Here is a 21,500-nt window from a genome sequence, read left to right as displayed (position 1 = left end):
TTTTTATCCTATTTATTACTGTGGTGGTTAATTGACCACCACAGTAGTGAAATACTCTTTAAATACCTCCGCGGCTTTTTCAAGTTGTTCGGGGGTATTTTCTTTTACGTCTTTCAGCTTGTATTCCTGCTCCATCGCTTCATACTTATGTACGCCTAATGTATGATAAGGCAGGATTTCCACTCGTTGCACCATCTTATATTTTCCCAGAGCTTCTCCTAAACGGCGGATGTCTTCCTCGAAATCGCTGTATCCGGGCACTAATACATAACGCAGCCAGAAAGGTTTCTCGTTTTCTTCCAGCCATGCTGCCGTGCGGATGGTTTGCTCGTTACTTCTTCCGGTCAGTGCTTGATGGCGTGCCGGATTGAACTCTTTAATATCCAGCAATACAAGATCCGTCAGTTTGAAAAGTTCTTCAACTTCTTCGTTCCAGATACCGCCGTTGCTGTCTATGCATACATGTATTCCCTTTTCTTTCAGTTCACGCACTAAAGGGACTAGTGCTTTGGCCTGAAACGTAGGTTCTCCTCCGGAGAAAGTGACTCCTCCGCGTTTCCCGAAAAAAGGACGTTGGCTCATAGCCATGCGGACGATTTCTTCCGGTGGAGTAGGTGTGCCTCCTTTCCCGGCTATTGTGTCAGGGTTGGCGCAATACAGGCAGCGGAAATTGCATCCTTGAAGAAAAACGACGAGCCGTAAGCCCGGCCCGTCGAATGTTCCCATACTTTCGTATGAATGTACGTTTATCGTCATATTGAGTAGATCTGATTACATACGTTCGTGGAAGCTACGGCTGATTACTTCCAATTGATGTTCGCGGCTCAACTTCACGAAGTTTACGGCATAACCGGAAACACGGATGGTGAGTTGCGGATATTTTTCCGGATGTTCCATGGCATCGTAAAGCATTTCACGGTTCAGTACGTTCACGTTCAGGTGGTGAGCGCCTTTGGTGAAATAGCCATCCATCATTGTCACCAGATTTTCTACGCGATCCTCTTCAGTAGCTCCCAGTGATTTGGGGACGATGGAGAAAGTGTTGCTGATACCGTCCTGTGAGTCGCGGTAACGTAATTTCGCTACGGAACTCAAAGAGGCGATGGCACCGTTCTTGTCACGTCCGTGCATAGGGTTGGCTCCCGGAGCAAAAGCGACACCTTTGGCGCGTCCGTCGGGAGTAGCACCTGTCTTCTTGCCATACATCACGTTGGAAGTGATGGTGAGCAAAGATAAAGTAGGACGGGCATTTTTGTAAACCGGAAGTTTCTTCAATTCTTCGCTGAAGAAATAGACCAGGTCAACACCCAGGTGGTCTACCTTGTCGTTGTCATTACCGAAGCAAGGGAATTCGCCTTGAATATCGAAACCTTCTGTCAGACCGATGTCGTTGCGGCGTGCGGTTACTTTAGCATATTTGATGGCCGACAGTGAATCGAGGGCGATAGAAAGTCCGGCTACACCGTAAGCAAGGTTGATGCGTGGGTTGGTATCTACAAGAGCCATTTGGGCTTTTTCGTAGTAATACTTATCATGCATATAATGGATGATGTTCATCGCTTCGTTGTAAACACGGGCGATTTCTGTCAATACCTTTTTGTAGTTGCTCATTACTTCTTCGAAGTTCAGTGTGTCGCTGGTTAGTACGGGGATATTTTTCACCATTACCGTACCGGTGTTTTCGCAACGTCCGCCGTTGATGGCAAGCAACAGGGCTTTTGCCAGGTTGCAACGTGCGCCGAAGAATTGGATTTGTTTTCCGATTTCCTGATAAGATACGCAGCATGCGATTCCGTAATCGTCAGACTGGCGCACTTCACGCATCAGGTCGTCGTTTTCATATTGGATGGAAGAAGTGTCGATAGATACTTTTGCGCAGAATTCTTTGAATCCTTCCGGCAGTTCCGGGCTCCACAATACAGTCAGGTTCGGTTCCGGTGAAGGGCCGAGGTTGTAGAGTGTTTGCAGGAAGCGGAAAGAAGTCTTTGTCACCTTGGTACGTCCGTCGTTGAGGCGTCCACCCAGGGATTCGGTTACCCATGTCGGGTCGCCGGCAAAGATGTCGTTGTAAGATTGCATACGCAGGTGACGCACCATACGCAGTTTGATGACAAACTGGTCGATCAGCTCCTGTGCGAAAGATTCTGTGATGGTTCCTTTGCTCAATTCATATTCCATATAAATGTCGAGGAACGAAGAGACGTTACCTAGTGACATAGCAGCACCGTCTTGTTCTTTTACGGCAGCAAGGTAAGCCATGTATACCCATTGTACTGCTTCTTGTGCGGTGTAGGCAGGACGGCTCAAGTCGAGTCCGTAGTATTCGCCCATTACCTTCATGTCCTTCAATGCCTTGATTTGCTCTGCCACTTCTTCGCGCAGGCGGATGCGGGCTTCGGTCATCGGACCGGTAAGGTTACGCAAATCTTCTTTTTTTGCCTCAATCAGTCGGTCGATACCATAGAGAGCCATACGGCGGTAGTCGCCGATGATACGTCCGCGGGCATAGTTGTCAGGAAGTCCGGTGAGGAATCCCAGAGAACGGAACGAACGGATTTCTTCGGTATATACGTCAAATACTCCGTCATTGTGCGTCTTGCGGTAGTGAGTGAATATATCTTTTACACGGTCGTCCACTTCCACGCCGTTTTCATGGCAGGCTTTGCTCACCACGTTGATACCTCCGAAAGGTTTGATTGCACGTTTCAGAAGTTCGTCTGTTTGCAGACCGACGATCAGTTCGTTTTCTTTGTCGATATATCCGGCTTTATGAGAAGTGATGGTTGAGACGGTGACATTATCCAGTGAGCGTACTCCGTTATTGGCTCTTTCTTCTGCCAGTGCTTCGAGGCAGCGGTTCCATACAGCTTTAGTGCGTTCGGTAGGTCCTTCGAGGAAAGAAGCATCTCCATAATACGGAGTGATGTTGTGACTAACGAAATCTCTTACGTTGATTTCTGTGCTCCAAAGACCGTCTTTAAAGATCTTATTTAATTCCATAAATGATAAAATTAGAGGTTGTAGTTATCCTTTTCTTTAGAGCGCACAAAGTTACAACGTTTTTTCATATAATCAGCATAAATATGCTCTATTTTATGCTTTTCAACATAAAATACCTAGATATTGCTATTCTTTGGAAATGATGTTCGTGATTTTTTTTGTGAAAACTCTTGTAAGTTTAAAATATATTCGTACCTTTGCACCGCTTTTAACGAAAAGCACTTCTGATAAAGAAGTTTTGGAGAGGTGGCAGAGTGGTCGATTGCGGCGGTCTTGAAAACCGTTGTACTGCGAGGTACCCGGGGTTCGAATCCCTGTCTCTCCGCTGAACGTGCTGGACAGAAATGGTCAGCAAACGGACAAAAAGCTACAAATCAATGATTTGTGGCTTTTTTTATTGCCCGAAAGTCCTGCTTCCAAGACTTCAAAAGTACGGTAAAAGACAAAGTTTCGTTACTAAATCGTTACCTATTCCCCGCCGGACAAAAACGGTAACGATTTGTCCATAAATGACCTGATAATGACTTGATTAGTCCATAGTCTGCATAACTCGAAAACGAGAGGTAAAAATTAATTTTGCAACTAAAAAAAGTGAGTTATGAAATCGACATTCAAGGTTCTTTTTTATTTGAAGAAAGGTTCTGAAAAGAAAAACGGCGAGGTTATGATTATGGCACGCATCACCATAGACGGCAAACTTTGCCAGTTCAGTACGAAACAGAGCATCCAGCCCGACAACTGGAGCATTACTGCGGGCAAAGCCAAAGGCAGGGATGCCGGGAGGATAAACGCCCTTTTGGACGACATACGTTCTTCCCTGAATACCATTTACCACGAAATGCAGCGGCGTGACAATTACGTGACCGCCGAGAAAGTGAAAAACGAGTTCTTGGGACACAGCGAGAGCCACGAAACAATCCTTTCATTGTTCCAAAAGCACAATGACGATGTGAAGCAGCTTGTAGGCATATCCAAGACGATAGCGACCTACCGCAAGTATGAAGTGACCCGCCGCCACCTCGCTGAATTTATCCAAAGCAAGTACAACGTATCGGACATATCCATAAAGGAGATAAGCCCGATGTTCATTACCGATTTTGAGTTGTATTTGCGTACCGCCTGCAAGTGCGGCTACAACACCACCGCCAAGTTCATGCAGTTCTTCAAGCGTATCATCATCATCGCCCGTAACAACGGCATACTGGTGGGCGACCCTTTCGCCAGCTACAAAATCCGGCTGGAAAAAGTGGACAGGGGTTATCTGACAGAGGACGAGATTAAAATTATCCTTAAAAAGAAAATGGTTTCCGAACGGCTGGAACACGTCAGGGACTTGTTCGTCTTTTCCTGTTTCTGCGGTCTGGCATACAGCGATGTCGCCAATTTGCGGCAGGAGAATATCCAAAAGTCTTTTGACGGCAACCTTTGGATAATCACCAAGCGGGTAAAGACCAACACGGACGTGAATGTCCCCCTGCTGGATATTCCCAAGATGATTTTGAAGAAGTACAAGGGCAAGTTGCCGGACGGCAAGATACTTCCCGTAATCAGCAATCAGAAGCTAAACGCCTACTTGAAAGAGATTGCCGATATATGCGGTATTAAAAAGAACCTGACATTCCACCTTGCCCGGCACACGTTCGCCACGACCACCACGCTGTCAAAGGGCGTACCCATTGAAACGGTGTCCAAGATGCTGGGACACACAAACATAGAAACTACGCAAATCTACGCCCGCATCACCAACAGCAAGATAGGCAGCGATATGCAGGGGCTTGACAAGAAGTTTGTCGGCATTGAGAAGATTTACAAGGAAGTTGCCATGTAATCTTGATTATATGGAACTGGTCACAATTTGTGACCAGTCCTTACTATTATTCCAACATTGCTAAATCTCCTAAAATATACGATTATGGATTTGCAGATTATCCAAAACAAGATTTTTGAGGTCAGAAGTTGCCGGGTGATGCTCGATTATCATTTGGCAGAACTCTACCAAGTGGAAACACGAGCCTTGAAGCAGGCGGTCAAGCGCAATATCGAGCGTTTTCCGGGTGATTTTATGTTTGTACTCACCCAAGAGGAAGCTAACTTGCTGTTATCCATAGGGGTATCACAAAATGTGATACCCCCTGCTTACAACTTCGGCGTTGCTATGCCTATGGCTTTCACCGAGCAGGGCGTAGCCATGCTTTCTTCGGTTCTCCGCTCCAAAGTAGCCATAGAAGTAAACATTTCAATCATGCGGGCTTTTGTCCTCATGCGCCAAATGGCAATCGGTTACGAGGAACTGTCAAGGCGCATCGAGGAACTGGAGGTAAGCACCGATGCGCAGTTCAACGAACTGTACCAAGTCCTTACCCAGCTTTTGAGCCAGTCGAAACAACAGAAAGAACGCCGTCCGGTAGGTTTCGTTACCTATAACCGTGGCAAGAACGAATAGGTAACGATTTCGGTAACGAAATTCCACTTAATAACCTATATCCCAGCATTGTACATTCTTCCACCTTGCGGGCAGTCTACCGACTACCCGCATTTTTTATATCCTTTTCCAACTGGCACATTTCCCGAAACGCCAGCCGTGCGTGGCATGGCTGACTGTATTTCGTGAAAAGAGCCGTTGGAAACCCGCACAAGCGTATTGCAAGCAAGCTCACAACACCCTTGCCTTTCCCGCCCGCATGGAGTGTTCCCTAAAAGATGAAAGAGAACAGGCACTTTTCCCCAGTTTCCCTATTTGTAAATCTTCCTCTTACGCAGTCCCCCAGCCGGGACAGTCGTTTTAATCATTTCAATAGGCAAAGGTAGTTACGTGTTCTTCACGATTTTGCAAGGTCGAGCCGTTCCGGTTTGGCGAAAAAATCTTCCCTGCCTTGCGAGGTATTTTTTGCCCAAAACCTTGCAAACTCTAAACACTACCCTTTTACGCCTATGTGAAACGAAAACGACCGACCCGACCGGAAGACGCATAAAAAAAAAGTCGGATTTACGGGAAACAGGAAAAAAATTCAGTGAAACTTCAACTCCCTCACCTCTCAAATCCGCATAAAATTAAAAACTTAAAAAATTACAGCAATATGGAAGCAAAGGTATTATCGGAAGCAAAAGTTTATGTAGGCACTTATGCCAAGTACAACAACGGTTCATTGTCCGGCGCATGGCTCGACCTTTCGGACTATTCGGACAAGGAAGAATTTTATGAAGCCTGCCGGGAACTTCACAAGGACGAGGAAGATGCGGAATACATGTTTCAGGACTGGGAGAACGTGCCGGAGGGCTTAATCGGCGAAAGCTGGATTTCTGAAAACTTCTTCGCCCTGCGTGATGCGGTGGAGGATTTGAGCGACACCGAGCAGGAAGCCTTTTTCGTGTGGTGCAACTATAAAAGCCATGATTTGGGCGAGGAAGATGCGGACGACCTTGTACGTGATTTCCGGGACGAGTATCTGGGTCAATATGACGATGAAGAAGATTTCGCCTATGAAATTATCGAGGAATGCTACGACCTGCCGGAGTTCGCAAAGACCTATTTCGATTATGAAAAGTTCGCCCGTGACCTTTTTATGTGCGATTACTGGTTTGATGACGGTTTTGTGTTCCGTGCGGCATAACAACCAATCCGGGCGGGGTGTCAAAGCCCTGCCCGTTAAAAACGACCAAGCGATGAAACGGAAAAGCATTTATAAAATCCTTTGGCGGGTGTTGCTGCTCTGCCTTGCATGGCGGTTTACCAGCGTAGCCGGAGCAGGCACGGCGATAACGGCGTATATCGTGTTTTGTGCCGCCCGTTTCCTGCTCCGGGTCTGCCTTTCAGCCCTTTATGCGCTGGGCGTGGCTCTGCTTTTCCTGCTGTTGCTTTCTTTACTGATATTATAACCATTAAAAAAAATAGAACATCATGCAGTCACTTAACAAAAACGGGGTAAGCATTACCCAAACACCGGGAGAAGAAAAGTTCGTGAAATGCTGTTTAGGGGCTTTCAGGGGACAAATTTATTATCAATATGACTACCGCCACACGGACGGCGAACTTTTCAGCACGGTAGCCAAAACGCTGGACGAGTGCCGCCGCAGGCGTGACGAATGGATAGCGAAGAAGAACGGAGTAATAAACAAGTAAATTTTAGGGACATGAAAACAACAGAAGTAAACAAGGAGCTTATCGGCAGGCGTTGCGAGTGCATTTTTACGGGCTTAATGGTAACGGGCGTTATCGAGGACACAGAAGAAAACGAACACACCATAGAGGTAAAAGTCCGTTTCGACCACCCGCACCAGTGGGGCGATGATTTGTATAATGATGTGTGGGCGTGGGGGCGCAAAATAGACGAGTTCGGCACGCTGCACCATTTGCAACTGTTGGAGGATAAACCGGACTTTCAGATAATGACGGTAGTTTTCGGCGAACCAATCAGCCGGATAGACCGCAGTGTTTTTGAAGATGTTGCAACGTGGGGTGTCTGTTCCCTGCAAGGCTGGGTAAACAGCTATGAAAGTGTCCGGTTTGTAGCTATAGACGACCATACGGCAATCATCACGGGCGAATATAACATGGAGCAGGTAAAGGTGTGGTTAGAGAAATACACGTCCATAAAGAGCCTTAAAACCAGTTGATAGAAAACGGCGGCTGCTTGCCGCCGTTACTTTCTTCCGTGAGCCTGCCAGCGGGTGAAGAAAGTAACAAAGAAGCCTTTCGTTTTCCCTATCATGGAAACATCCCGCCGATGCTTCCCGGCGGGATGTCTGCCCGATATTTACGCTTTGCGTATCATTCCATACCCGGTTTCCCAAGAGGATGATAAAAACGAATGTCGCAACTATAAATCCTCATAGTGAATAAATTTTACACCAAGTATGCACACGGTTTCTTCTTCCTCGATGTCATATTTCCATGTCCGTTTATTGACAAGCATTTCCGTGTCGCAATCGAACCATTCCATTACAGGCGCATCATCTTCTTCGTCCGCCCATTTGAAAACCTGATTGGACGGCGTTTTCCATAATTCAGCACTGTCACGTTCGGAAATACAGTCCTTGTCCATAATGATGATGTCACCTACTGCCGGAACTGTATCTGTTTCCAACGTGGTTTCTATGTACCACGAGATGCCTTCTATATCCAATTCTATTTTTACCATGTCGTTTTATTATTAGGGGGTTATTGTTTCCGTTTCTTCTTCGCTGTTGTCATTATTGAATGATAGTGTAAGTTGCTGCATCTGCCCGAAGCTGTCGATGATATAAATGTCAATCGTCTGCTGGTCGGTCGATGCCGAGGTGTAGTAGAGCCAGAACGTTTCTTTCTCCAGCGGGTAGAGGTCATTGGGCAGGAACACCGTGCCGTTATCCATTTCCAGCTTCCCTTTGCCGTCCGGCTGGAAATACCTTATCTGATAGGTAGTCGGCTGGTAATAGCCGCCACGCACCAGTCGGCAGCGTATTTCGGCGGTTTCCCCGACTTTCAGCCTTTTGGGTACTGGCAGTGTTTCGATGCTGAACGGGTACGCCTGCTGAATATCCAAGTTGTCATTACAGGCGGTGACAAGCACGAGGGCGGCCACGATGTAGCAGCCCATGATGATTTTATACATTACATTCTTCATATACATTATTATATAGCGGTCAGTTGATAATGAATTTCAGTCCCAAAGATACCTGCGTGTGGAACTTGCCTATGTCCGAGCCGAACAACGCCCGTTCCCTTGCACTGACAAGCAAGGCTATCCGGTCGGTCAGGTAGGCTTCCAGTTCCAGCGTCAGCGCACCGCCGTAGATGAAGCAATCCTTATCCAGCAAGGTAGAGCCGTCCGGCAGCAGCTTTTCGCTTCGGTTGCTTGTTTCGTACCCGGCGAGAGCCGACAATCCCAATGAAAGGAAAAAAGTCTTTCGCCTGTCCGATAGGAATTTCAGGTAATAGCCGCCCTCTGCGGTGAACTGTTCTACGGGTATCTGCATATCCTTGTAGTCATACTTCTTGTGCAGGTATTCGCCGCCAATCACCCAGCGGTTGGCGTTCTTGGTGTAAACGCTGTACGCCGCCCCGATGTGGTAGGCAAAATCCGTGTCGGAGTTCCAATGCACCCCGTCCGCCATGCCCGCCGTGACTTGCAAGCCTTTCATGCCCGGCAGGTATCTTTGCGCATGTGCCTGAAACGAGGTCAGGCACAGCGCAAAGAGCATCATTATAAAGATGTGTCTTTTCATTCCCTATTTGATTTTTAGTTCGTCAATCACTTCTGCGTTCACGATGTCGGCGTTCTCCACCCGTATGGTCTGATGCCGCCCGCCGTTCTTCTCGTAGAGTTCCACGACCAGCAGCTTGTCGTCAGGAATGGTGAACTTCGGCAGGGCGTACACCGTGCGCACGGTACTTTTTCCTGCAATCTCTATCACCTCGTTGTAGCTACGTACCGCATCCAGCACCGTTTCCTGAATAGCCGTGCGCTTGGGTACTTTCTTATCGGTTATCTTAAACTTGATGAAGTCGGTATCGAAAGGCACGTTGGAACTGTTCTTTGTCTGCGTGTGTACATAGAGCATCCCGTTATAGGTGTAAATCCCCTTGATTAAGAACTGTATGCCGAAACGCTTGCTACCCAAGTGGCGCACTTTCCGGTCATTGTTCTTGTAGATGCTCTGCATTATCAGTTTCACCAATAGCGGGCTTTCATTCCCCAGTTCCCGGAAATAGATGTTCATCCGGGTATGTGAGAAGTCGGACGTATCTTCATTCTCCAAGAAGTCTTTCATTTCGATGTTGAGCATTTCCGGTTCACGGGCGTACTTGGCGTTGAACGAAAAGAAACTGCCGTCCTCGCAGATAACGGAGAAGTTCGTTTCTCCCGGAAAGCCCTCTGTCGTGGCTTTCACCCTGATTACGTTCTCCGCACCGTCCGCCTTACCCGCTATGATATGGTTGCTTCCCAAATCGACATAGCGGACGGCGGCGGGGAAGATGATATGCACCGTCTTGGCAAAGGTCACTTCCACGCCGTAGGGCGTAACCATTTGGCGGTACGGGAGTTTCCGGGTAATCCCCCGGTACAAGTCGTTGCCAGCCGCATACTTCACGGTGTCAGTGGTTTGTGCGTTTGCCGCACACACGCCCAGCAAGAGGGCGAACATTACAAAAATCTGTTTCATTGCTAATTGAAATTTTAACGGTTGATAAAATGGTTATTGTTGTTTGGCGTAAAGCATCACCCTGTACCCGGCTTTCAGCTTCACTTTCACGGTTCGGAACTTCTTGGCGAGGTAGCCGGACGTTCCTTGCAGCAATCCCCTTGTCACGTCCATAGCCACCTGCTGCCCGGCACTTTGGGCAAAGGAAATGCTTGTACCCAGCCCGCTTCCGATATTCGCCATAGCTTCGTTGAACGCTTCCTGCTCCATAGAGGACGGGACGGACAGCCCCTTTTGCCCGTCCGTGTCGAACACGGCGAGTTCCACCGGGATGATGTTGCCAGCGTACTCAATCGAGGACACCAGTATGTCAAGCCGCTCGCCCTGCACCTTTGCCGTCCCCGCCACGAGGGTATTCTTCGGCACGACTATGTTCCCCGCCTGCATGGGTTCGAGCAGCCGTAGTTTCACCGCCTGCCCGTCCGTCAGGGTTTGGTCTTGGTGGATGCAGGCGGCTACCGTGTTCTTTCCCATAGCGTACCCCGTGCCTACTGCCGTGTTGAAGCCGTAGTTTCGTGGCTGGCTGTAAGCCCGGATGAAGTCGGCATCGCTCATGGGCTGCCGCAATCCCGAAACGGTCGTTTCCCTGACAGCCTGCACCGCCACCGCATCCGGCTTGCGGTCAATGTCGCCCGTTACCGGGACTTGTGCGACTTGTCCCTGCCCGCCGTTCATGTACTTTGCCGCCAGCTCGTAGGACTTTTCCAAGAGTGCCATTTGGTCGTCAGCGGTGGGTGTGGCGTTCTGTTGTTGCAGCCTATCGGTCAGTTCCGCTACCTGCCGCTTCAAGTCCTCTTTTTCCTCGTCCACCGCCGGAGTTTCATAGAACGTGCTTAACTGGCGGTTGATGTCCCGGTAAGCGTATGCCGAAGAAGCACCGCCGCCCCTTTGGGGCTTCGCATCCTCTTCCGGCATCAGGTCGATTTCCGCTTGCGGTTCTTCCGCTTCATCGTTCCCGGTGAAACCGAAGTCCTGCAAGGACTGTATCTTCTCCTGCTGCCTGCGGCTTATCATCGCCTGTTCGTAAGCCTTTTGCTTGTCGGCTATAATCCCGTCCTCTGCGGGCAGGGGTATGTCGGCGTTGAAGCCGCCCACGCTTTCCACGTTCACGTCCTCTTTGCCGGAGGGTGCGAATATCAGGTACATGCACCCGGCAAAGGCAAGGAACATCAGCGGGAAGACTATCATTTTCCTGCGCTGCTGCACCTGCTGCGGGGTAAGTTCCCGTTTGGGTTTATCTTCCTTTTTCGGCTTCCCGTCCGCCTGCGGTACGGTCGTGCCGTTCTCATTCTTCTGTACTTCTTCCATATTGCGGTCTGTTTAAGGGGTTGATACTTTTGGTTGTGTCGTTGCCGTGCAACGGCAGTTGCCTGATGTGTTCTATTTGCAGCCGCCTGCCGTCCCGCTTCCCGATGTTGTAGATTGATGAAACGGTAATGTAGATAGACAAGCCGCCAAGGAAGAAGAACATCACGAGGATAACCGCCAGCCTTTTGCCCGGCGTAATCCGTCCGCACATTCGGCGCAGGCGGTCGTCCGCCCAGTCCCGCACCTTTCCGATGTAGTTTCGTTTTCTTTCCATAAGGCTATCTCTTAATGGTCTGCAAATCCTTGTTCTCGGTAATGGTGAACGCTTCGATGATGAAGCCGTGCGGGTTGTTGTCGCTCCGTGTGGCGTTGAGCAGGCGGCACGAGGTCACAAGGCTTCGCACCGTCAGGCTGCTTTCCCGGACAATCAACTGGCGGGCATACGTGTTCACCTTGTAGGGGTACTGGTCGAAGTCGCACTTCACGCTGTCAATCTCCACCGTCTGCGTGACGTTTCCGGAAATCACCCGGTTGTAGTAGCCCTTTTCCGCCAAGTCCTTGTAATAGTTGAAAGCGGTCTTGTCGGCGAGGAACAGCGAGCGTTTGATGTTGCTTTCGATAGCCCCCTTGTCGGGTGAGAGCGTGAAGAAAAGTTCGTGGAAACGCCGCACGTGCGACTTGGCTTCCACGGGTCTGTTCTGCGCCATGTCCTGCGAGAGTGCCAGCATCAGGCTTTTGCCGTTGTCGAGGACGTATATCTTCTGCCGCTGCTTTTCGGCGAAGCTGTACGAGTTCCACACGGCAAAGCCCGTCACCAGTGCGCACAGGCAGATGAATACCAGCGCAAAGAGCCTGATTTGCCGGAAACTCGTTTCGATGTTCGTTAATGACTTAAATTCCATATACTAAATATTGATGTTGGTTATTTGAGTAGTTTCCCGGTTACTTTCCCGCTTGCCGCACCGACCGCCGCCCCGGCGATTGACCCAGCCCGTGCCACGTTGCGGTTATAGGCAGACGTACCGCCAGCCGACACTATCCAGCTTGCCACCGTTGGAATGGTGAAGTAGCCCACGATGCCGATAATCATAAAGATTACATACACGGTGCTGCTCCCGTCAGGAATGAAATTCGGGTCTGAAAGCTGCTCGATGTCTTTTTGTAGCATCAGGGTTTGTATGCGTGCCAGCACGCTGCTGAACAAGTCCGACACGGGTAGCCACAGGTAAATGGATATATAGCGTGAAATCCACTGGGTCAGCGTGCTTTGGAAACCGTCATAGACGGAAATCGCAAACGCCAGCGGACCCAGTATGCTTAACACGATTAGGAAGAACGTGCGCAGCGTGTCTATAATCAGCCCCGCCGCCTGAAAGAGCATTTCCAGCAGTTCCCTGAACCAGTCCCGGACGGACTTCTTTATATTGTACGCCGCCCTGTCCATATACATACCCGTCATAGTTACCATATCGGAGGGCGACCAGCCCAGTTCTTCCAGTTGCCTGTCAAATTCCTCGTCCGAAGCGAGGTAAGCCGTTTCGGGGCTACGCATCAGGGCTTCATATTCCAGTCGGTCTTTCTGTGCCCGGTATTCGTTCATGTCGAAAGTCTGCGTTTCCATAAGTTGGTTGCACCCTTTCACCACTGGCGACAATACCGTGTTGATAGTCCCCAGCACGAACGTGGGAAAGAACATGATGCACAGCCCCAGCGCAAAGGGACGCAGGAGCGGGTACACGTCTATGGGTTCGGCACGTGCGAGCGACTGCCACACTTTGGCGGCTACATAGAACAGCGCACCCAGCCCGGCTATTCCTTTGGCTACCCCCGTCATGTTGCTGCACAAGGGCATCATTTCATCGTACAGCACCCGCAACACTTGGTGCAGGTTGTCAAAATCCACCGCTGCTAATAACATAGGCATACCGATTTATATGTTACCAGTAGCGTTCATCCGCCGAGCCGTAAAGAGCCAGCACCCGGTCTGTGTCGTTCTTCTTCTTTGCCCGCAGGTAGGACACGGATATGTTCTTTCGGGTGTAGTAGTTCACGAGGTTGCGGTAGTTGAGCAGGCTTTTGTAGGCGTTGTTGATTACCGCCAGCCTTTCGGCATCCGTCAGCGACATACCCGTCACGTTCACTACATTCTTCAAGTCCTGCAACACGTCCGCACTTTCGGAGAGCAGCTTGGCATACCCGGCTGAAATGGCGGTGAGTTCATCCGGCGTGTAGTTCGGGTCAGCCAGCATGTTCTGGTAGTTTCGCACGTAGATTTCGGATATTTCCGCCACCAGTTCAATGGACTTCTTCACCTTGATGCCGCCCTTGACAACGTCGTGTACCGCTTTGAGCGCATCGTAATAGACTTTTCCCTGCTGGAAAATCTTCTGCGCTTCCATGAAGCCGTCCAGCGTGTTTTTGGCTGTGGTGGAAGTCTGCACTATCTGCTTGGTGGTGTTGATGATGCCCTGTGCCAAATTGCCGGGGTCTGACACCACCCACTGTGCGGATGCGTTGCCGATGAAGCAAAGGCATACCGCCATAAGGAGAATTGTTCTTTTCATGTTCCTGATTTTTAAGTTGTTGATGATTGGGGATTACGTTTGCTTTCTGCAAGCCTCTTGATAGCCAGTTCAAGGTTGCCGCCCAGCTTGTCGGCAAGTGCGAACAGTTCCATTTTCTCGCTTTCCTCTGTCGTGAAGGTGTAATATTCTTCCAATGAAACTTCTGTGGCGTACACCGCCGACTGCGTGCCGCCCAGCGAGAAGAAAACTTCCTTGTACTTCCGTCCGGGGTGGTTCGCCATGTTGATAGACAATATCTGCGAACGCTCCTTGTCGGTCAGTCCCAAGAGGTTCTGTATGCTGTCAAACTTGTTGAGATATTTTCTTTGGTCTAACAGGATTTTGCAGTCCGAGTTATTGATGATACTCTCTTTCACGATAGGGGAAGAAATAATATCCTCAATCTCTTGCGTGACTACAATCGCTTCCCCGAAATATTTTCGGACGGTTTTGTAGAGGTAGCGGATATAGTCCGCCATGTTCGCCGATGCAATCGCTTTCCACGCTTCCTCGATTAGTATTAACTTCCTTATTCCCTTTAACTTGCGCATCTTGTTTATAAAGGCTTCCATGATGATGATAGTCGTTACCGGGAATAAAATCTTGTGGTCTTTGATGTTGTCCAACTCAAAGACAATGAAGCGTTTGTGCAACAAATCCAGTTCCTTGTCGGAGTTCAGCAGGTAGTCGTACTCACCGCCACGATAGTACGGTTCAAGCACGTTCAGGAAATTGTTTATGTCAAAATCCTTTTCCCTGACGTTCTTCTGTTCAAGCTGTCGGCGGTAATCATCCCGGACAAACTCGTAGAACGTGTTGAAGCAGGGCGTTACCGAACGGTCTTTGCCTGTCAGTTCGATATAGGCACTCACGGCGTTTGACAACGCCACTTCTTCCGACCGCTTCGGGGCTTCATCATCCCGCTTCCACAGGGTGAGTATAAGGGTCTTGATGCTCTCTTTCTTCTCTATGTCGAATACCCCGTCCTCGACATAGAACGGGTTGAACGCTATCGGGTTCTCGTTGGTGTAGGTGAAATAAATCCCGTCCTCGCCGTGCGTGCGGTTGTGGATAAGCTGGGACAGCCCCAAGTAACTGTTACCCGTATCTACCAGCAGCACGTGCGCCCCCTGCTCGTAATACTGACGCACCATGTGGTTGGTAAAGAAAGACTTACCCGACCCGCTCGGCCCAAGTATGAACTTGTTGCGGTTGGTCGTGATGCCTTTCTTCATGGGCAAATCCGATATGTCGATATGCAGCGGGCGACCGCTCACCCTGTCCACCATTTTGATGCCGAACGGCGAAAGCGAACTCTTGTAGTTCGTTTCTTCCACGAACAGGCAGAGAGCCTGCCCCAAGAACGTGTAGAAACTTTCCTCTGCGGGGAAGTCCGCTTCGTTTCCGGGTATGCCCGCCCAAAAGAGCGTGGGCGTATCGACCGTGTTGTGGCGTGGCTTGCACTCCATTAGCGCAAGCTGGCTTCCCACATCGTTGCGTATGCGTTTGAGTTCTTCCCGGTCGTCACTCCATGCCATGACGTTGCAGTGGCAGCGCACCGATACAAGCCCCTTGCTGTGCGCTTCGTTCAGGTACTCGTCTATCCATTCCTTGTTCACTTGGTTGGCACGGGAATAACGGGAGAGCGATTGCATGTTCCGGGCGGTCTGCTCGAAGTTCTTCAGGTTTTCGGCGTGGTCGTCTATGAAGATGAACTGGTTATAGACGTGGTTGCACGACAACAGCACGCCCACCGGGGCGGCGAATGACAGTCGGCAGTCGCTCCGGTCAGTGGACAGCTTCTCAAACCGTGTGTCCGTCCCGACCTTTCCGGGCAAATCTTCCACGTCCGAAAGCGTGTGCAGGCACAGTATGTCGTCCCCGACACGCATTTCTTCCGGGTACAGCCCGATGTCTTTCAGGCAGGTGGTATCTGTCTGCGATAGCGAGAAGTATTTCTCGATGATGCCCGCCTTTCCGTCCTGCCCGGTGATTTCCGATGCCGCCAGCCGGGTAAGGGTGACAAACCCGCTGTCGTTCATAATCCTTTCAAACTGCCCGACCGCTTCGATGAACTTTGCCGCCGCTTCCTTGTCGGCTATCTCCTGCGGTACAATCCTGCCCCGGCATAGGGTGGAGAAGTCGCTCTGTCGGCGGCTTCTCTCCCTTGTCGTCTTTGTCAGGAACAGGTAGCAGTAATGGTTCAGGAACGGGCGTTCATTGAAGTGCCGTTCAAAGGAGCGGCTTAAAAAACTAAGCTCGTCCCTTTCCGTGTCGGGCTGGTAGTTCTCCTTGATGAAGAAGTCCTGCTTGTGTACTATGGAGTAGTCGGGCAGCACCTTGATTGCCTTGTACCATGCCGAATGTATGGCTTCGTACTCGGCACTGGTGACGGTGAACAGTTCGGGCAGTTCCACCCTGAAAGCCACCGTTATGTCCGCATCCTTTGAAATGATGCAGCCGTTCTCCACCGCCAAAAGGGGGAATTTCCTTTCCAGCGTGGTAGCCTTTAACATATTTCTCATGGTCTTTCTTCCTTTCTTTTTTTGTAGGTGAATAATCGGGGTATCGCCTTTCGGCTGATAATGAAGCGTGGATGCCGTTTGCGTGCGGCGGCTTTCATCAGCCCGTGCGTGCCGTACTTGGCGTTGAGCCGGAACGTCTGCCACACGAGCAGCAGCGAAGCCGACACGATGAAACCGATACATAGCCACTGGTTCACGCCCGCCATGAACAGGACGATGAACACCACGAAGACGGCGAGCAAGCCGCCGCAAAAGATAAAGAGGTACTGGCTTTTCAGCCCCTTGAACTCCACGGGCTTCCCGATACCCCTGTTTACCTGATATTTTTCGGGCTTAGCCCTCAACAACTCGTCAGACATAGCCGCAGGTTTAGAGGAAGAACGAGCGCAGGATAGTGGCGGCTACAATCAGGAAGATGCACGCCCCGAACCAACTGGCGGCGGTCTTTGAGGTGTCGGGGTCGCCGCTTGAAAACTTGTTATATACTTTTCCCCCGCCAATCAAGCCGCAGACCGCCCCGATTGCGTACACCAGTTTTGTTCCGGGGTCGAAATACCCGGTGATTAGGTTCGTGGCTTCGGTGATGCCCGCCTGCCCGTTTCCTTGTGCGTAGGCACTTACCACGGCGGCAAGTATAGCCGCCGACAAGAAGATTTTCTTTCTCATTGTGATTTGTTTTTAATGCCGGGCGGCGGGTGGATAGTCCGCCTTTCCCGGCTGGTGAATAATTTGAAATTTTAGTGGTCGGGGATAGTCCCGTTTGTCTGTTTGGTTTTCAGGTTGCCAATCAACCGTAATCACGCTGTTTCATGCTGTCAGGCTTATACATTATTATATTATAGGAAATCGTTCATGTCGAACGCTTCGTGTTCCTTGCTTTTATTGCCAGCTTCGGCAGGGACAGCAGCCGCAGCCAGTTCCGCTTCGTTGCGTCCCAGCAGTTCCGCCACCTTTGCCAGCCCGCCGTTGATGTTCTCCACCACCGCATCGTAGAGGTTCGTCCCCTCAATCCTTGCCAGTGTCCCGGCGGCTTGCCGCTGTTCCGTTTCGGTGGGGTTGTCGGCGTTCGCCGTGCGTACCGCTTCGCCCAGTTCGTCAAAGCTCACGCCCGTAGCCCGCCCGGTATCATCGTCACCGTCCATGTACCCGGCTATTTCCTCGTCCTCGTAGTCGGGTTCGTCATTCTCGTAACCGGGCGTTTCTTCCGGCAGTCCGTCAGCCTGCGGCGCAAAAATAGTATCATTTTCAGCCGCTTGCGGGAGGTGTCCCGATTTGTCCTGCGCTGTCTGAAATTGTCCGCTCTTGTATCGGCTTTCACCTATCAGCGTGTAGCCTGAAACCCCGTTTCGTGGAAGCGGCGCATCATCCGTTTTGCCCGGTGATGTCCGGCTGTCCGTGTAGCGATACCACAGCCACAGGGCGATGTAGTACACCAAAAGCCCGGTAAGTATGCAATAGATTACCATAGTCAGACAGGCTTTTGGAAGTGGCTTTCGTACAGGGTGTTTATCTCGTCTTGGTACTGCTCGAAGTGGCGCAGCAGAATGTTTTCCACGTAGCTGCTTACCGTCACCTTTCGCCCGCCTATCACCGTCACGATACGCATCAGCTTCTCATGCGTGGTTCGGCTCACGTACAAGGGCTGTCGGTCTGCCAGTTCCACTTTCTGAAAGTAGGTTTCCCGGTAGTCGCCCGAACCGCCCTTGCGCTTGCGGGGTGTCGGTTTCTCTACTTGCACTGTTTCAGCCTGCCGTCCCTCGTGGGCGGTTTCCGTTTCGCTGCCGGGCTGCGGTTCATCATCCGGCTGGCTCTCCCGCTTGGCGGGTACACCCTGCGAGATAAGTTCCCGCATAAAATCCTCGTCTATCTTCGGCATCCCGCCGCTTTGCTTTGCCATATCATTTTAATTTGATGTAGTACACTATTTCGGTTATCAGTTCTTCCAAGTTGCTTCCCCTTACCAACGGGCGGCTGGCGGGAAAGAGCGTGGAGCGGAACACCGCCTTTTTATCCGCCACCAGTTCCTTTTTGTAGCGTTTGGTATCGGGGATAAAGGTTTTCATCAGCGGCAGTTCCAGTTCCTTAATGGTCTTGTCGTAGGCGGTGTAAAGGTCTGTTTTCTCCCTACCGTCCACCATGTTCCAAAAGAGGTACAGCCCTGCAAGTCGGCAGGCTTCATTCTTCACTAATAGCTTTTGGATAGCCATTGCGAACGACAGGCTGCTTTCCAGCACCACCTTGTCGGCTGAAATGGGGGTGAAAATGTAGTCCATGCCCGCAAGGGAGTTTATCACGCCCTCGCTGTTCACCGTGCCGGGCAGGTCGAAAAACACTATATCCGGCACGTGTCCGGCGGCTATATATCCGTCAGCCGTTGCAATCGCCTTTTCGGGCGAACTGCACAGTACCGGGTAGGCTTTCTTCCCCAGCCGGGTGAACTGTTCATACGCCATGCGCTTGTAATCTTCATCCGCCCCGACCTGCTCGGCATCCCGCTTGCGCATCCCGGCAATGGAGTGCTGGGGGTAGTCGCAATCGACCACCGCCACATTGTAGCCTTTGAGGTAGTATAGGTAACTCGCCGCCAGCACGGTAAAGGTGGTTTTGCCGACCCCGCCCTTTTGTGTGGAAAAGGCGACATAAAGGGGTGTTTTCTCGTTTTCCATATTGCTTCCGTTCATTATTGGTTGATAGATTTGTTTATTGCTTTCAATCATTCTTTCCATATTGCAATCTTGAAATATTGAAAGACTGTTTTATTTCAATCTTGTTTTCCTGCTTTCATTCTTTCTTGAAATATTGAAATCCTGCAATCATGTTTTATTGAAATCCTGCTTTCAATCATTCTTTCCTGATTGGAATATTTCTTTCAATCTTGCTTTCAATATTGAAATCCGATGCAAAAAAAGGGAGAAAAAACGTCCCCTGAAAACCTTGTCCCGATTTGTCCTGCGCTGTCCCGTTTTGTCCACCAACCACCTATTTTACAGCATTATAAATCACCGTTACTTTGCAGCGGAGTAACGAACCGCAGGGGGCGCAGGTGTAAAACAGGGCTGGTGAATGGCTGGGCTTACCGTTCCACGCTAACCCCAATCCGTCCGTGACGGATTTCGATTTTCGTCAGAAAATAGCAAGGTGTGTTCTATGGCACATAGAACCGTTTTCCGTGCCTGAAAACGCCTTGCCCCTGTCGGGGGTAAAAATCACTCCGAAGTCGTAATTTTTTAATCCAAAGAAGCATGGAAACAAGAAGAACCAACAAGGGCGGTCGCCCCGCCCTCGCAGACCCGGCGAAGCATCGCCATGTCCTTTACCTGAACGACCGGGAGAATGCCCGCTTCCTCTCGCAATGGGAGCAGTCGGGCGTCACGAGCAAGTCCCGTTTCATCGCCGCCCGGCTGTTCGGCGAGCCGTTCCGGGTGGTGAAAGTGGACAAATCGGCAGTAGAATATTGCGCCCGGCTGACCGAATTTTATGCCCAGTTCCGGGCGGTTGCGGTCAATTACAACCAAGTGGTAAAGGCTCTGAATAGTAACTTTTCGGAGAAAAAGGCACTGGCTTTTCTCTATAAACTGGAGAAAGCGACCACCGAACTGGCTGTGTTGAACCGTCAGGTTATCGACCTGACAAACGAGTGCAGGGAACTATGGTTGCCAAAATAAGCACGGGCGGCAATATGTTCGGCGCACTGGCATACAACCAAAACAAGGTGGACAGCGGGGAAGCAAAGGTGCTTTTCTCCAACCGGATGCTGTTGGGCGAGGACGGGAATTTCTCTATCGGCGAGTGTATGCGCAGCTTTGAAATGCAGATGCCCGTCCAGCTATCCACCAAGAAGCCGATACTTCATATTTCCATAAACCCGCACCCGGAAGACGTGCTGACCGACCGGCAGCTTTCCGACATCGCCAAAGAGTATATGCGGAAGTTGGGCTATGGCGACCAGCCTTATCTGGTGTACAAGCATACCGACATCGACCGCCACCATATCCACATCGTGGGGTTGCGGGTGGACGAGAACGGCAAGCCGCTGAATGACAAGTTCGAGCATCGGCGCAGCAAGCAAATCACCCGTGAACTGGAGCAGAAATACAACCTGCACCCGGCAGAACGAAAGGAACGTGCCGAACGCCCCGAACTTAAAAAGGTGGACTATGCCGCCGGGGACGTGAAGCACCAAATCGGCAACACCGTGAAAGCGGCTTGCTATGGCTACCGCTTCCAGTCGTTCGGGGAGTACAAGGCTTTGCTTGCCGCTTACAACGTGTGCGCCGAGGAAGTCAAAGGCGAGATAAACGGCAAGCCCTATCAGGGCATTGTCTATTCCGCCATGAACGACAAGGGCGAAAAGGTGGGCAACCCGGTAAAGGCTTCCCGCATCGGCAAGTCGGTAGGTTATGAAGCGGTGCAGCGCAGAATGGAGAAATCGGGCGAAGCAATCAGGAACGGGAAACTGAAAGAGCGCACCCGGAAGATTGTAGCCACTGCCATGCAGACCGCCCGCAGCCGCAAGGAACTGGAACGACAGCTAAAGAAGCAGGGCATTGATGTGGTATTCCGTCAGAACGACAACGGGCGCATCTATGGCGTTACGTTCATCGACCACGACAGCCGGGTGGTGCTGAACGGTTCACGCTTGGGTAAGGAGTATTCGGCGAACGTGTTCAACGAACGTTTTTCGGGCGAAACCGGAAAGATACACCAGTCCGAAGTGGCAGCACCGCAGCAAGACCAGCCCACGCATCAGGAACAGCCGGGCTTCACGCCGAAAGCCGACATCGTTTCGGGCATGGCTTCCGTGCTGGGTGCTTTCGGCGGTTTGCTGGGCGGCGGTGCATCAGGCGGTGACGAGCCGCAGGACACCGACCGCCAAAAGAGAAAGAAGAAAAAGAAGCGCACAAGGCGCATCAACTAACTT

The 21,500-nt window shown here is 50.6% G+C and carries 27 protein-coding genes and 1 tRNA gene; 11 read left to right on the top strand and 17 right to left on the bottom strand.

Annotation, left to right across the window (positions count from 1 at the left end):
• Positions 1-27: 27 nt before the first annotated feature.
• Entirely contained in the window at positions 28-756 is a 729-nt protein-coding gene (pflA, locus tag DWZ47_RS14260; RefSeq protein WP_004308786.1) for a pyruvate formate-lyase-activating protein, read from the bottom strand.
• A gap of 15 nt (positions 757-771) precedes the next feature.
• Positions 772-3,000: a formate C-acetyltransferase gene (gene pflB, locus DWZ47_RS14255; protein WP_004308785.1), complete on the bottom strand. Its 2,229-nt coding sequence runs from the start codon at positions 2,998-3,000 to the stop codon at positions 772-774.
• A 240-nt stretch (positions 3,001-3,240) separates the two neighbouring features.
• Between pflB and DWZ47_RS14250 the strand changes: the two genes are divergently transcribed.
• The 8 genes from DWZ47_RS14250 (at position 3,241) to DWZ47_RS14210 (ending at position 7,614) form a co-directional block, all read left to right on the top strand.
• A tRNA-Ser gene (locus DWZ47_RS14250) sits at positions 3,241-3,325 on the top strand.
• A gap of 273 nt (positions 3,326-3,598) precedes the next feature.
• Entirely contained in the window at positions 3,599-4,828 is a 1,230-nt protein-coding gene (locus DWZ47_RS14245) for a site-specific integrase (protein ID WP_007478215.1), read from the top strand.
• Positions 4,829-4,912: 84 nt separating this feature from the next.
• A complete protein-coding gene (locus DWZ47_RS14240) occupies positions 4,913-5,443 on the top strand; it encodes an ORF6N domain-containing protein (RefSeq protein WP_007754106.1) in 531 nt (176 codons plus the stop codon).
• Positions 5,444-5,585: 142 nt separating this feature from the next.
• The gene (locus tag DWZ47_RS14235) at positions 5,586-5,786 is read left to right on the top strand and encodes a hypothetical protein (protein ID WP_007754109.1); all 201 of its coding nucleotides are present in this window, start codon (positions 5,586-5,588) and stop codon (positions 5,784-5,786) included.
• Between the two features lie 291 nt (positions 5,787-6,077).
• Positions 6,078-6,611 (top strand): antirestriction protein ArdA, encoded by a 534-nt coding sequence (locus DWZ47_RS14225; RefSeq protein WP_007754113.1) that lies wholly within the window; start codon positions 6,078-6,080, stop codon positions 6,609-6,611.
• A gap of 52 nt (positions 6,612-6,663) precedes the next feature.
• Positions 6,664-6,876, top strand: coding sequence for a hypothetical protein (locus DWZ47_RS14220; RefSeq protein WP_007754115.1), 213 nt, complete (start codon positions 6,664-6,666; stop codon positions 6,874-6,876).
• Positions 6,877-6,898: 22 nt separating this feature from the next.
• Entirely contained in the window at positions 6,899-7,120 is a 222-nt protein-coding gene (locus tag DWZ47_RS14215; RefSeq protein ID WP_007754116.1) for a DUF3873 domain-containing protein, read from the top strand.
• A gap of 11 nt (positions 7,121-7,131) precedes the next feature.
• Positions 7,132-7,614 (top strand): DUF6956 domain-containing protein, encoded by a 483-nt coding sequence (locus DWZ47_RS14210; RefSeq protein WP_028728958.1) that lies wholly within the window; start codon positions 7,132-7,134, stop codon positions 7,612-7,614.
• A gap of 203 nt (positions 7,615-7,817) precedes the next feature.
• On the opposite strand, the gene DWZ47_RS14205 is transcribed toward DWZ47_RS14210, so the two are convergent.
• The 15 genes from DWZ47_RS14205 to DWZ47_RS14135 all read right to left on the bottom strand — a co-directional run bounded on the left by DWZ47_RS14205 (position 7,818) and on the right by DWZ47_RS14135 (position 19,260).
• Entirely contained in the window at positions 7,818-8,138 is a 321-nt protein-coding gene (locus tag DWZ47_RS14205) for a hypothetical protein (RefSeq protein WP_007754121.1), read from the bottom strand.
• A 12-nt stretch (positions 8,139-8,150) separates the two neighbouring features.
• Positions 8,151-8,609: a DUF3872 domain-containing protein gene (locus DWZ47_RS14200; RefSeq protein WP_007754124.1), complete on the bottom strand. Its 459-nt coding sequence runs from the start codon at positions 8,607-8,609 to the stop codon at positions 8,151-8,153.
• Positions 8,610-8,622: 13 nt separating this feature from the next.
• Complete coding sequence (locus DWZ47_RS14195; protein ID WP_007754126.1) at positions 8,623-9,204, bottom strand: conjugal transfer protein TraO; 582 nt, start codon at positions 9,202-9,204, stop codon at positions 8,623-8,625.
• 3 nt (positions 9,205-9,207) lie between these two features.
• Positions 9,208-10,143 carry a conjugative transposon protein TraN gene (gene traN, locus DWZ47_RS14190; protein ID WP_007754128.1) on the bottom strand — a complete coding sequence of 312 codons (936 nt, stop codon included), beginning with the start codon at positions 10,141-10,143 and terminating at the stop codon, positions 9,208-9,210.
• 33 nt (positions 10,144-10,176) lie between these two features.
• Positions 10,177-11,490, bottom strand: coding sequence for a conjugative transposon protein TraM (traM, locus tag DWZ47_RS14185; RefSeq protein ID WP_007754131.1), 1,314 nt, complete (start codon positions 11,488-11,490; stop codon positions 10,177-10,179).
• Positions 11,468-11,764: a TraL conjugative transposon family protein gene (locus DWZ47_RS14180; RefSeq protein ID WP_007754134.1), complete on the bottom strand. Its 297-nt coding sequence runs from the start codon at positions 11,762-11,764 to the stop codon at positions 11,468-11,470. Before DWZ47_RS14180 ends, traM begins: the two co-directional genes overlap by 23 nt.
• Before the next feature lie 4 nt (positions 11,765-11,768).
• A complete protein-coding gene (gene traK, locus DWZ47_RS14175; protein ID WP_004325451.1) occupies positions 11,769-12,392 on the bottom strand; it encodes a conjugative transposon protein TraK in 624 nt (207 codons plus the stop codon).
• A gap of 20 nt (positions 12,393-12,412) precedes the next feature.
• Positions 12,413-13,408: a conjugative transposon protein TraJ gene (gene traJ, locus DWZ47_RS14170; RefSeq protein WP_028728967.1), complete on the bottom strand. Its 996-nt coding sequence runs from the start codon at positions 13,406-13,408 to the stop codon at positions 12,413-12,415.
• Between the two features lie 19 nt (positions 13,409-13,427).
• The gene (locus DWZ47_RS14165; protein ID WP_007566703.1) at positions 13,428-14,054 is read right to left on the bottom strand and encodes a DUF4141 domain-containing protein; all 627 of its coding nucleotides are present in this window, start codon (positions 14,052-14,054) and stop codon (positions 13,428-13,430) included.
• A gap of 11 nt (positions 14,055-14,065) precedes the next feature.
• Complete coding sequence (locus tag DWZ47_RS14160) at positions 14,066-16,579, bottom strand: TraG family conjugative transposon ATPase (protein ID WP_007566701.1); 2,514 nt, start codon at positions 16,577-16,579, stop codon at positions 14,066-14,068.
• Positions 16,576-16,938 carry a DUF4133 domain-containing protein gene (locus DWZ47_RS14155; RefSeq protein WP_007566699.1) on the bottom strand — a complete coding sequence of 121 codons (363 nt, stop codon included), beginning with the start codon at positions 16,936-16,938 and terminating at the stop codon, positions 16,576-16,578. The genes DWZ47_RS14160 and DWZ47_RS14155 overlap by 4 nt, the downstream gene beginning before the upstream one ends.
• A 10-nt stretch (positions 16,939-16,948) precedes the next feature.
• On the bottom strand, positions 16,949-17,245 hold the full coding sequence (locus DWZ47_RS14150; RefSeq protein ID WP_032581307.1) for a DUF4134 domain-containing protein: 297 nt from the start codon (positions 17,243-17,245) through the stop codon (positions 16,949-16,951).
• A 170-nt stretch (positions 17,246-17,415) separates the two neighbouring features.
• Positions 17,416-18,045: a hypothetical protein gene (locus DWZ47_RS14145; protein ID WP_007478186.1), complete on the bottom strand. Its 630-nt coding sequence runs from the start codon at positions 18,043-18,045 to the stop codon at positions 17,416-17,418.
• A 2-nt stretch (positions 18,046-18,047) separates the two neighbouring features.
• Positions 18,048-18,476 carry a DUF3408 domain-containing protein gene (locus DWZ47_RS14140; protein WP_007478184.1) on the bottom strand — a complete coding sequence of 143 codons (429 nt, stop codon included), beginning with the start codon at positions 18,474-18,476 and terminating at the stop codon, positions 18,048-18,050.
• Between the two features lies 1 nt (position 18,477).
• Positions 18,478-19,260, bottom strand: a complete 783-nt coding sequence (locus tag DWZ47_RS14135; RefSeq protein WP_028728951.1) for a ParA family protein — start codon at positions 19,258-19,260, stop codon at positions 18,478-18,480.
• Positions 19,261-19,476: 216 nt separating this feature from the next.
• Between DWZ47_RS14135 and DWZ47_RS14130 the strand changes: the two genes are divergently transcribed.
• The 3 genes from DWZ47_RS14130 (at position 19,477) to mobB (ending at position 21,497) form a co-directional block, all read left to right on the top strand.
• Entirely contained in the window at positions 19,477-19,686 is a 210-nt protein-coding gene (locus DWZ47_RS14130; RefSeq protein WP_007754151.1) for a hypothetical protein, read from the top strand.
• Between the two features lie 135 nt (positions 19,687-19,821).
• A complete protein-coding gene (gene mobA, locus DWZ47_RS14125) occupies positions 19,822-20,244 on the top strand; it encodes a conjugal transfer protein MobA (RefSeq protein ID WP_004309974.1) in 423 nt (140 codons plus the stop codon).
• Positions 20,229-21,497 (top strand): conjugal transfer protein MobB, encoded by a 1,269-nt coding sequence (gene mobB / locus DWZ47_RS14120; protein WP_117513567.1) that lies wholly within the window; start codon positions 20,229-20,231, stop codon positions 21,495-21,497. Before mobA ends, mobB begins: the two co-directional genes overlap by 16 nt.
• Positions 21,498-21,500 lie beyond the last annotated feature (3 nt).

Origin of the sequence: Bacteroides sp. AF32-8BH (assembly GCF_003435205.1) — a bacterium.
GTDB lineage: Bacteria > Bacteroidota > Bacteroidia > Bacteroidales > Bacteroidaceae > Bacteroides > Bacteroides ovatus.
This window is presented reverse-complemented; position numbering and strand designations above follow the sequence as displayed.

Bases quoted from the DNA above. Each gene is read 5' to 3' on its own strand.
- pflA (WP_004308786.1), bottom strand. From the start codon at position 756: ATGACGATAAACGTACATTCATACGAAAGTATGGGAACATTCGACGGG.
- pflB (WP_004308785.1), bottom strand. From the start codon at position 3,000: ATGGAATTAAATAAGATCTTTAAAGACGGTCTTTGGAGCACAGAAATC.
- DWZ47_RS14245 (WP_007478215.1), top strand. From the start codon at position 3,599: ATGAAATCGACATTCAAGGTTCTTTTTTATTTGAAGAAAGGTTCTGAA.
- DWZ47_RS14240 (WP_007754106.1), top strand. From the start codon at position 4,913: ATGGATTTGCAGATTATCCAAAACAAGATTTTTGAGGTCAGAAGTTGC.
- DWZ47_RS14225 (WP_007754113.1), top strand. From the start codon at position 6,078: ATGGAAGCAAAGGTATTATCGGAAGCAAAAGTTTATGTAGGCACTTAT.
- DWZ47_RS14220 (WP_007754115.1), top strand. From the start codon at position 6,664: ATGAAACGGAAAAGCATTTATAAAATCCTTTGGCGGGTGTTGCTGCTC.
- DWZ47_RS14215 (WP_007754116.1), top strand. From the start codon at position 6,899: ATGCAGTCACTTAACAAAAACGGGGTAAGCATTACCCAAACACCGGGA.
- DWZ47_RS14210 (WP_028728958.1), top strand. From the start codon at position 7,132: ATGAAAACAACAGAAGTAAACAAGGAGCTTATCGGCAGGCGTTGCGAG.
- DWZ47_RS14205 (WP_007754121.1), bottom strand. From the start codon at position 8,138: ATGGTAAAAATAGAATTGGATATAGAAGGCATCTCGTGGTACATAGAA.
- DWZ47_RS14200 (WP_007754124.1), bottom strand. From the start codon at position 8,609: ATGTATATGAAGAATGTAATGTATAAAATCATCATGGGCTGCTACATC.
- DWZ47_RS14195 (WP_007754126.1), bottom strand. From the start codon at position 9,204: ATGAAAAGACACATCTTTATAATGATGCTCTTTGCGCTGTGCCTGACC.
- traN (WP_007754128.1), bottom strand. From the start codon at position 10,143: ATGAAACAGATTTTTGTAATGTTCGCCCTCTTGCTGGGCGTGTGTGCG.
- traM (WP_007754131.1), bottom strand. From the start codon at position 11,490: ATGGAAGAAGTACAGAAGAATGAGAACGGCACGACCGTACCGCAGGCG.
- DWZ47_RS14180 (WP_007754134.1), bottom strand. From the start codon at position 11,764: ATGGAAAGAAAACGAAACTACATCGGAAAGGTGCGGGACTGGGCGGAC.
- traK (WP_004325451.1), bottom strand. From the start codon at position 12,392: ATGGAATTTAAGTCATTAACGAACATCGAAACGAGTTTCCGGCAAATC.
- traJ (WP_028728967.1), bottom strand. From the start codon at position 13,408: ATGTTATTAGCAGCGGTGGATTTTGACAACCTGCACCAAGTGTTGCGG.
- DWZ47_RS14165 (WP_007566703.1), bottom strand. From the start codon at position 14,054: ATGAAAAGAACAATTCTCCTTATGGCGGTATGCCTTTGCTTCATCGGC.
- DWZ47_RS14160 (WP_007566701.1), bottom strand. From the start codon at position 16,579: ATGAGAAATATGTTAAAGGCTACCACGCTGGAAAGGAAATTCCCCCTT.
- DWZ47_RS14155 (WP_007566699.1), bottom strand. From the start codon at position 16,938: ATGTCTGACGAGTTGTTGAGGGCTAAGCCCGAAAAATATCAGGTAAAC.
- DWZ47_RS14150 (WP_032581307.1), bottom strand. From the start codon at position 17,245: ATGAGAAAGAAAATCTTCTTGTCGGCGGCTATACTTGCCGCCGTGGTA.
- DWZ47_RS14145 (WP_007478186.1), bottom strand. From the start codon at position 18,045: ATGGTAATCTATTGCATACTTACCGGGCTTTTGGTGTACTACATCGCC.
- DWZ47_RS14140 (WP_007478184.1), bottom strand. From the start codon at position 18,476: ATGGCAAAGCAAAGCGGCGGGATGCCGAAGATAGACGAGGATTTTATG.
- DWZ47_RS14135 (WP_028728951.1), bottom strand. From the start codon at position 19,260: ATGAACGGAAGCAATATGGAAAACGAGAAAACACCCCTTTATGTCGCC.
- DWZ47_RS14130 (WP_007754151.1), top strand. From the start codon at position 19,477: ATGCAAAAAAAGGGAGAAAAAACGTCCCCTGAAAACCTTGTCCCGATT.
- mobA (WP_004309974.1), top strand. From the start codon at position 19,822: ATGGAAACAAGAAGAACCAACAAGGGCGGTCGCCCCGCCCTCGCAGAC.
- mobB (WP_117513567.1), top strand. From the start codon at position 20,229: ATGGTTGCCAAAATAAGCACGGGCGGCAATATGTTCGGCGCACTGGCA.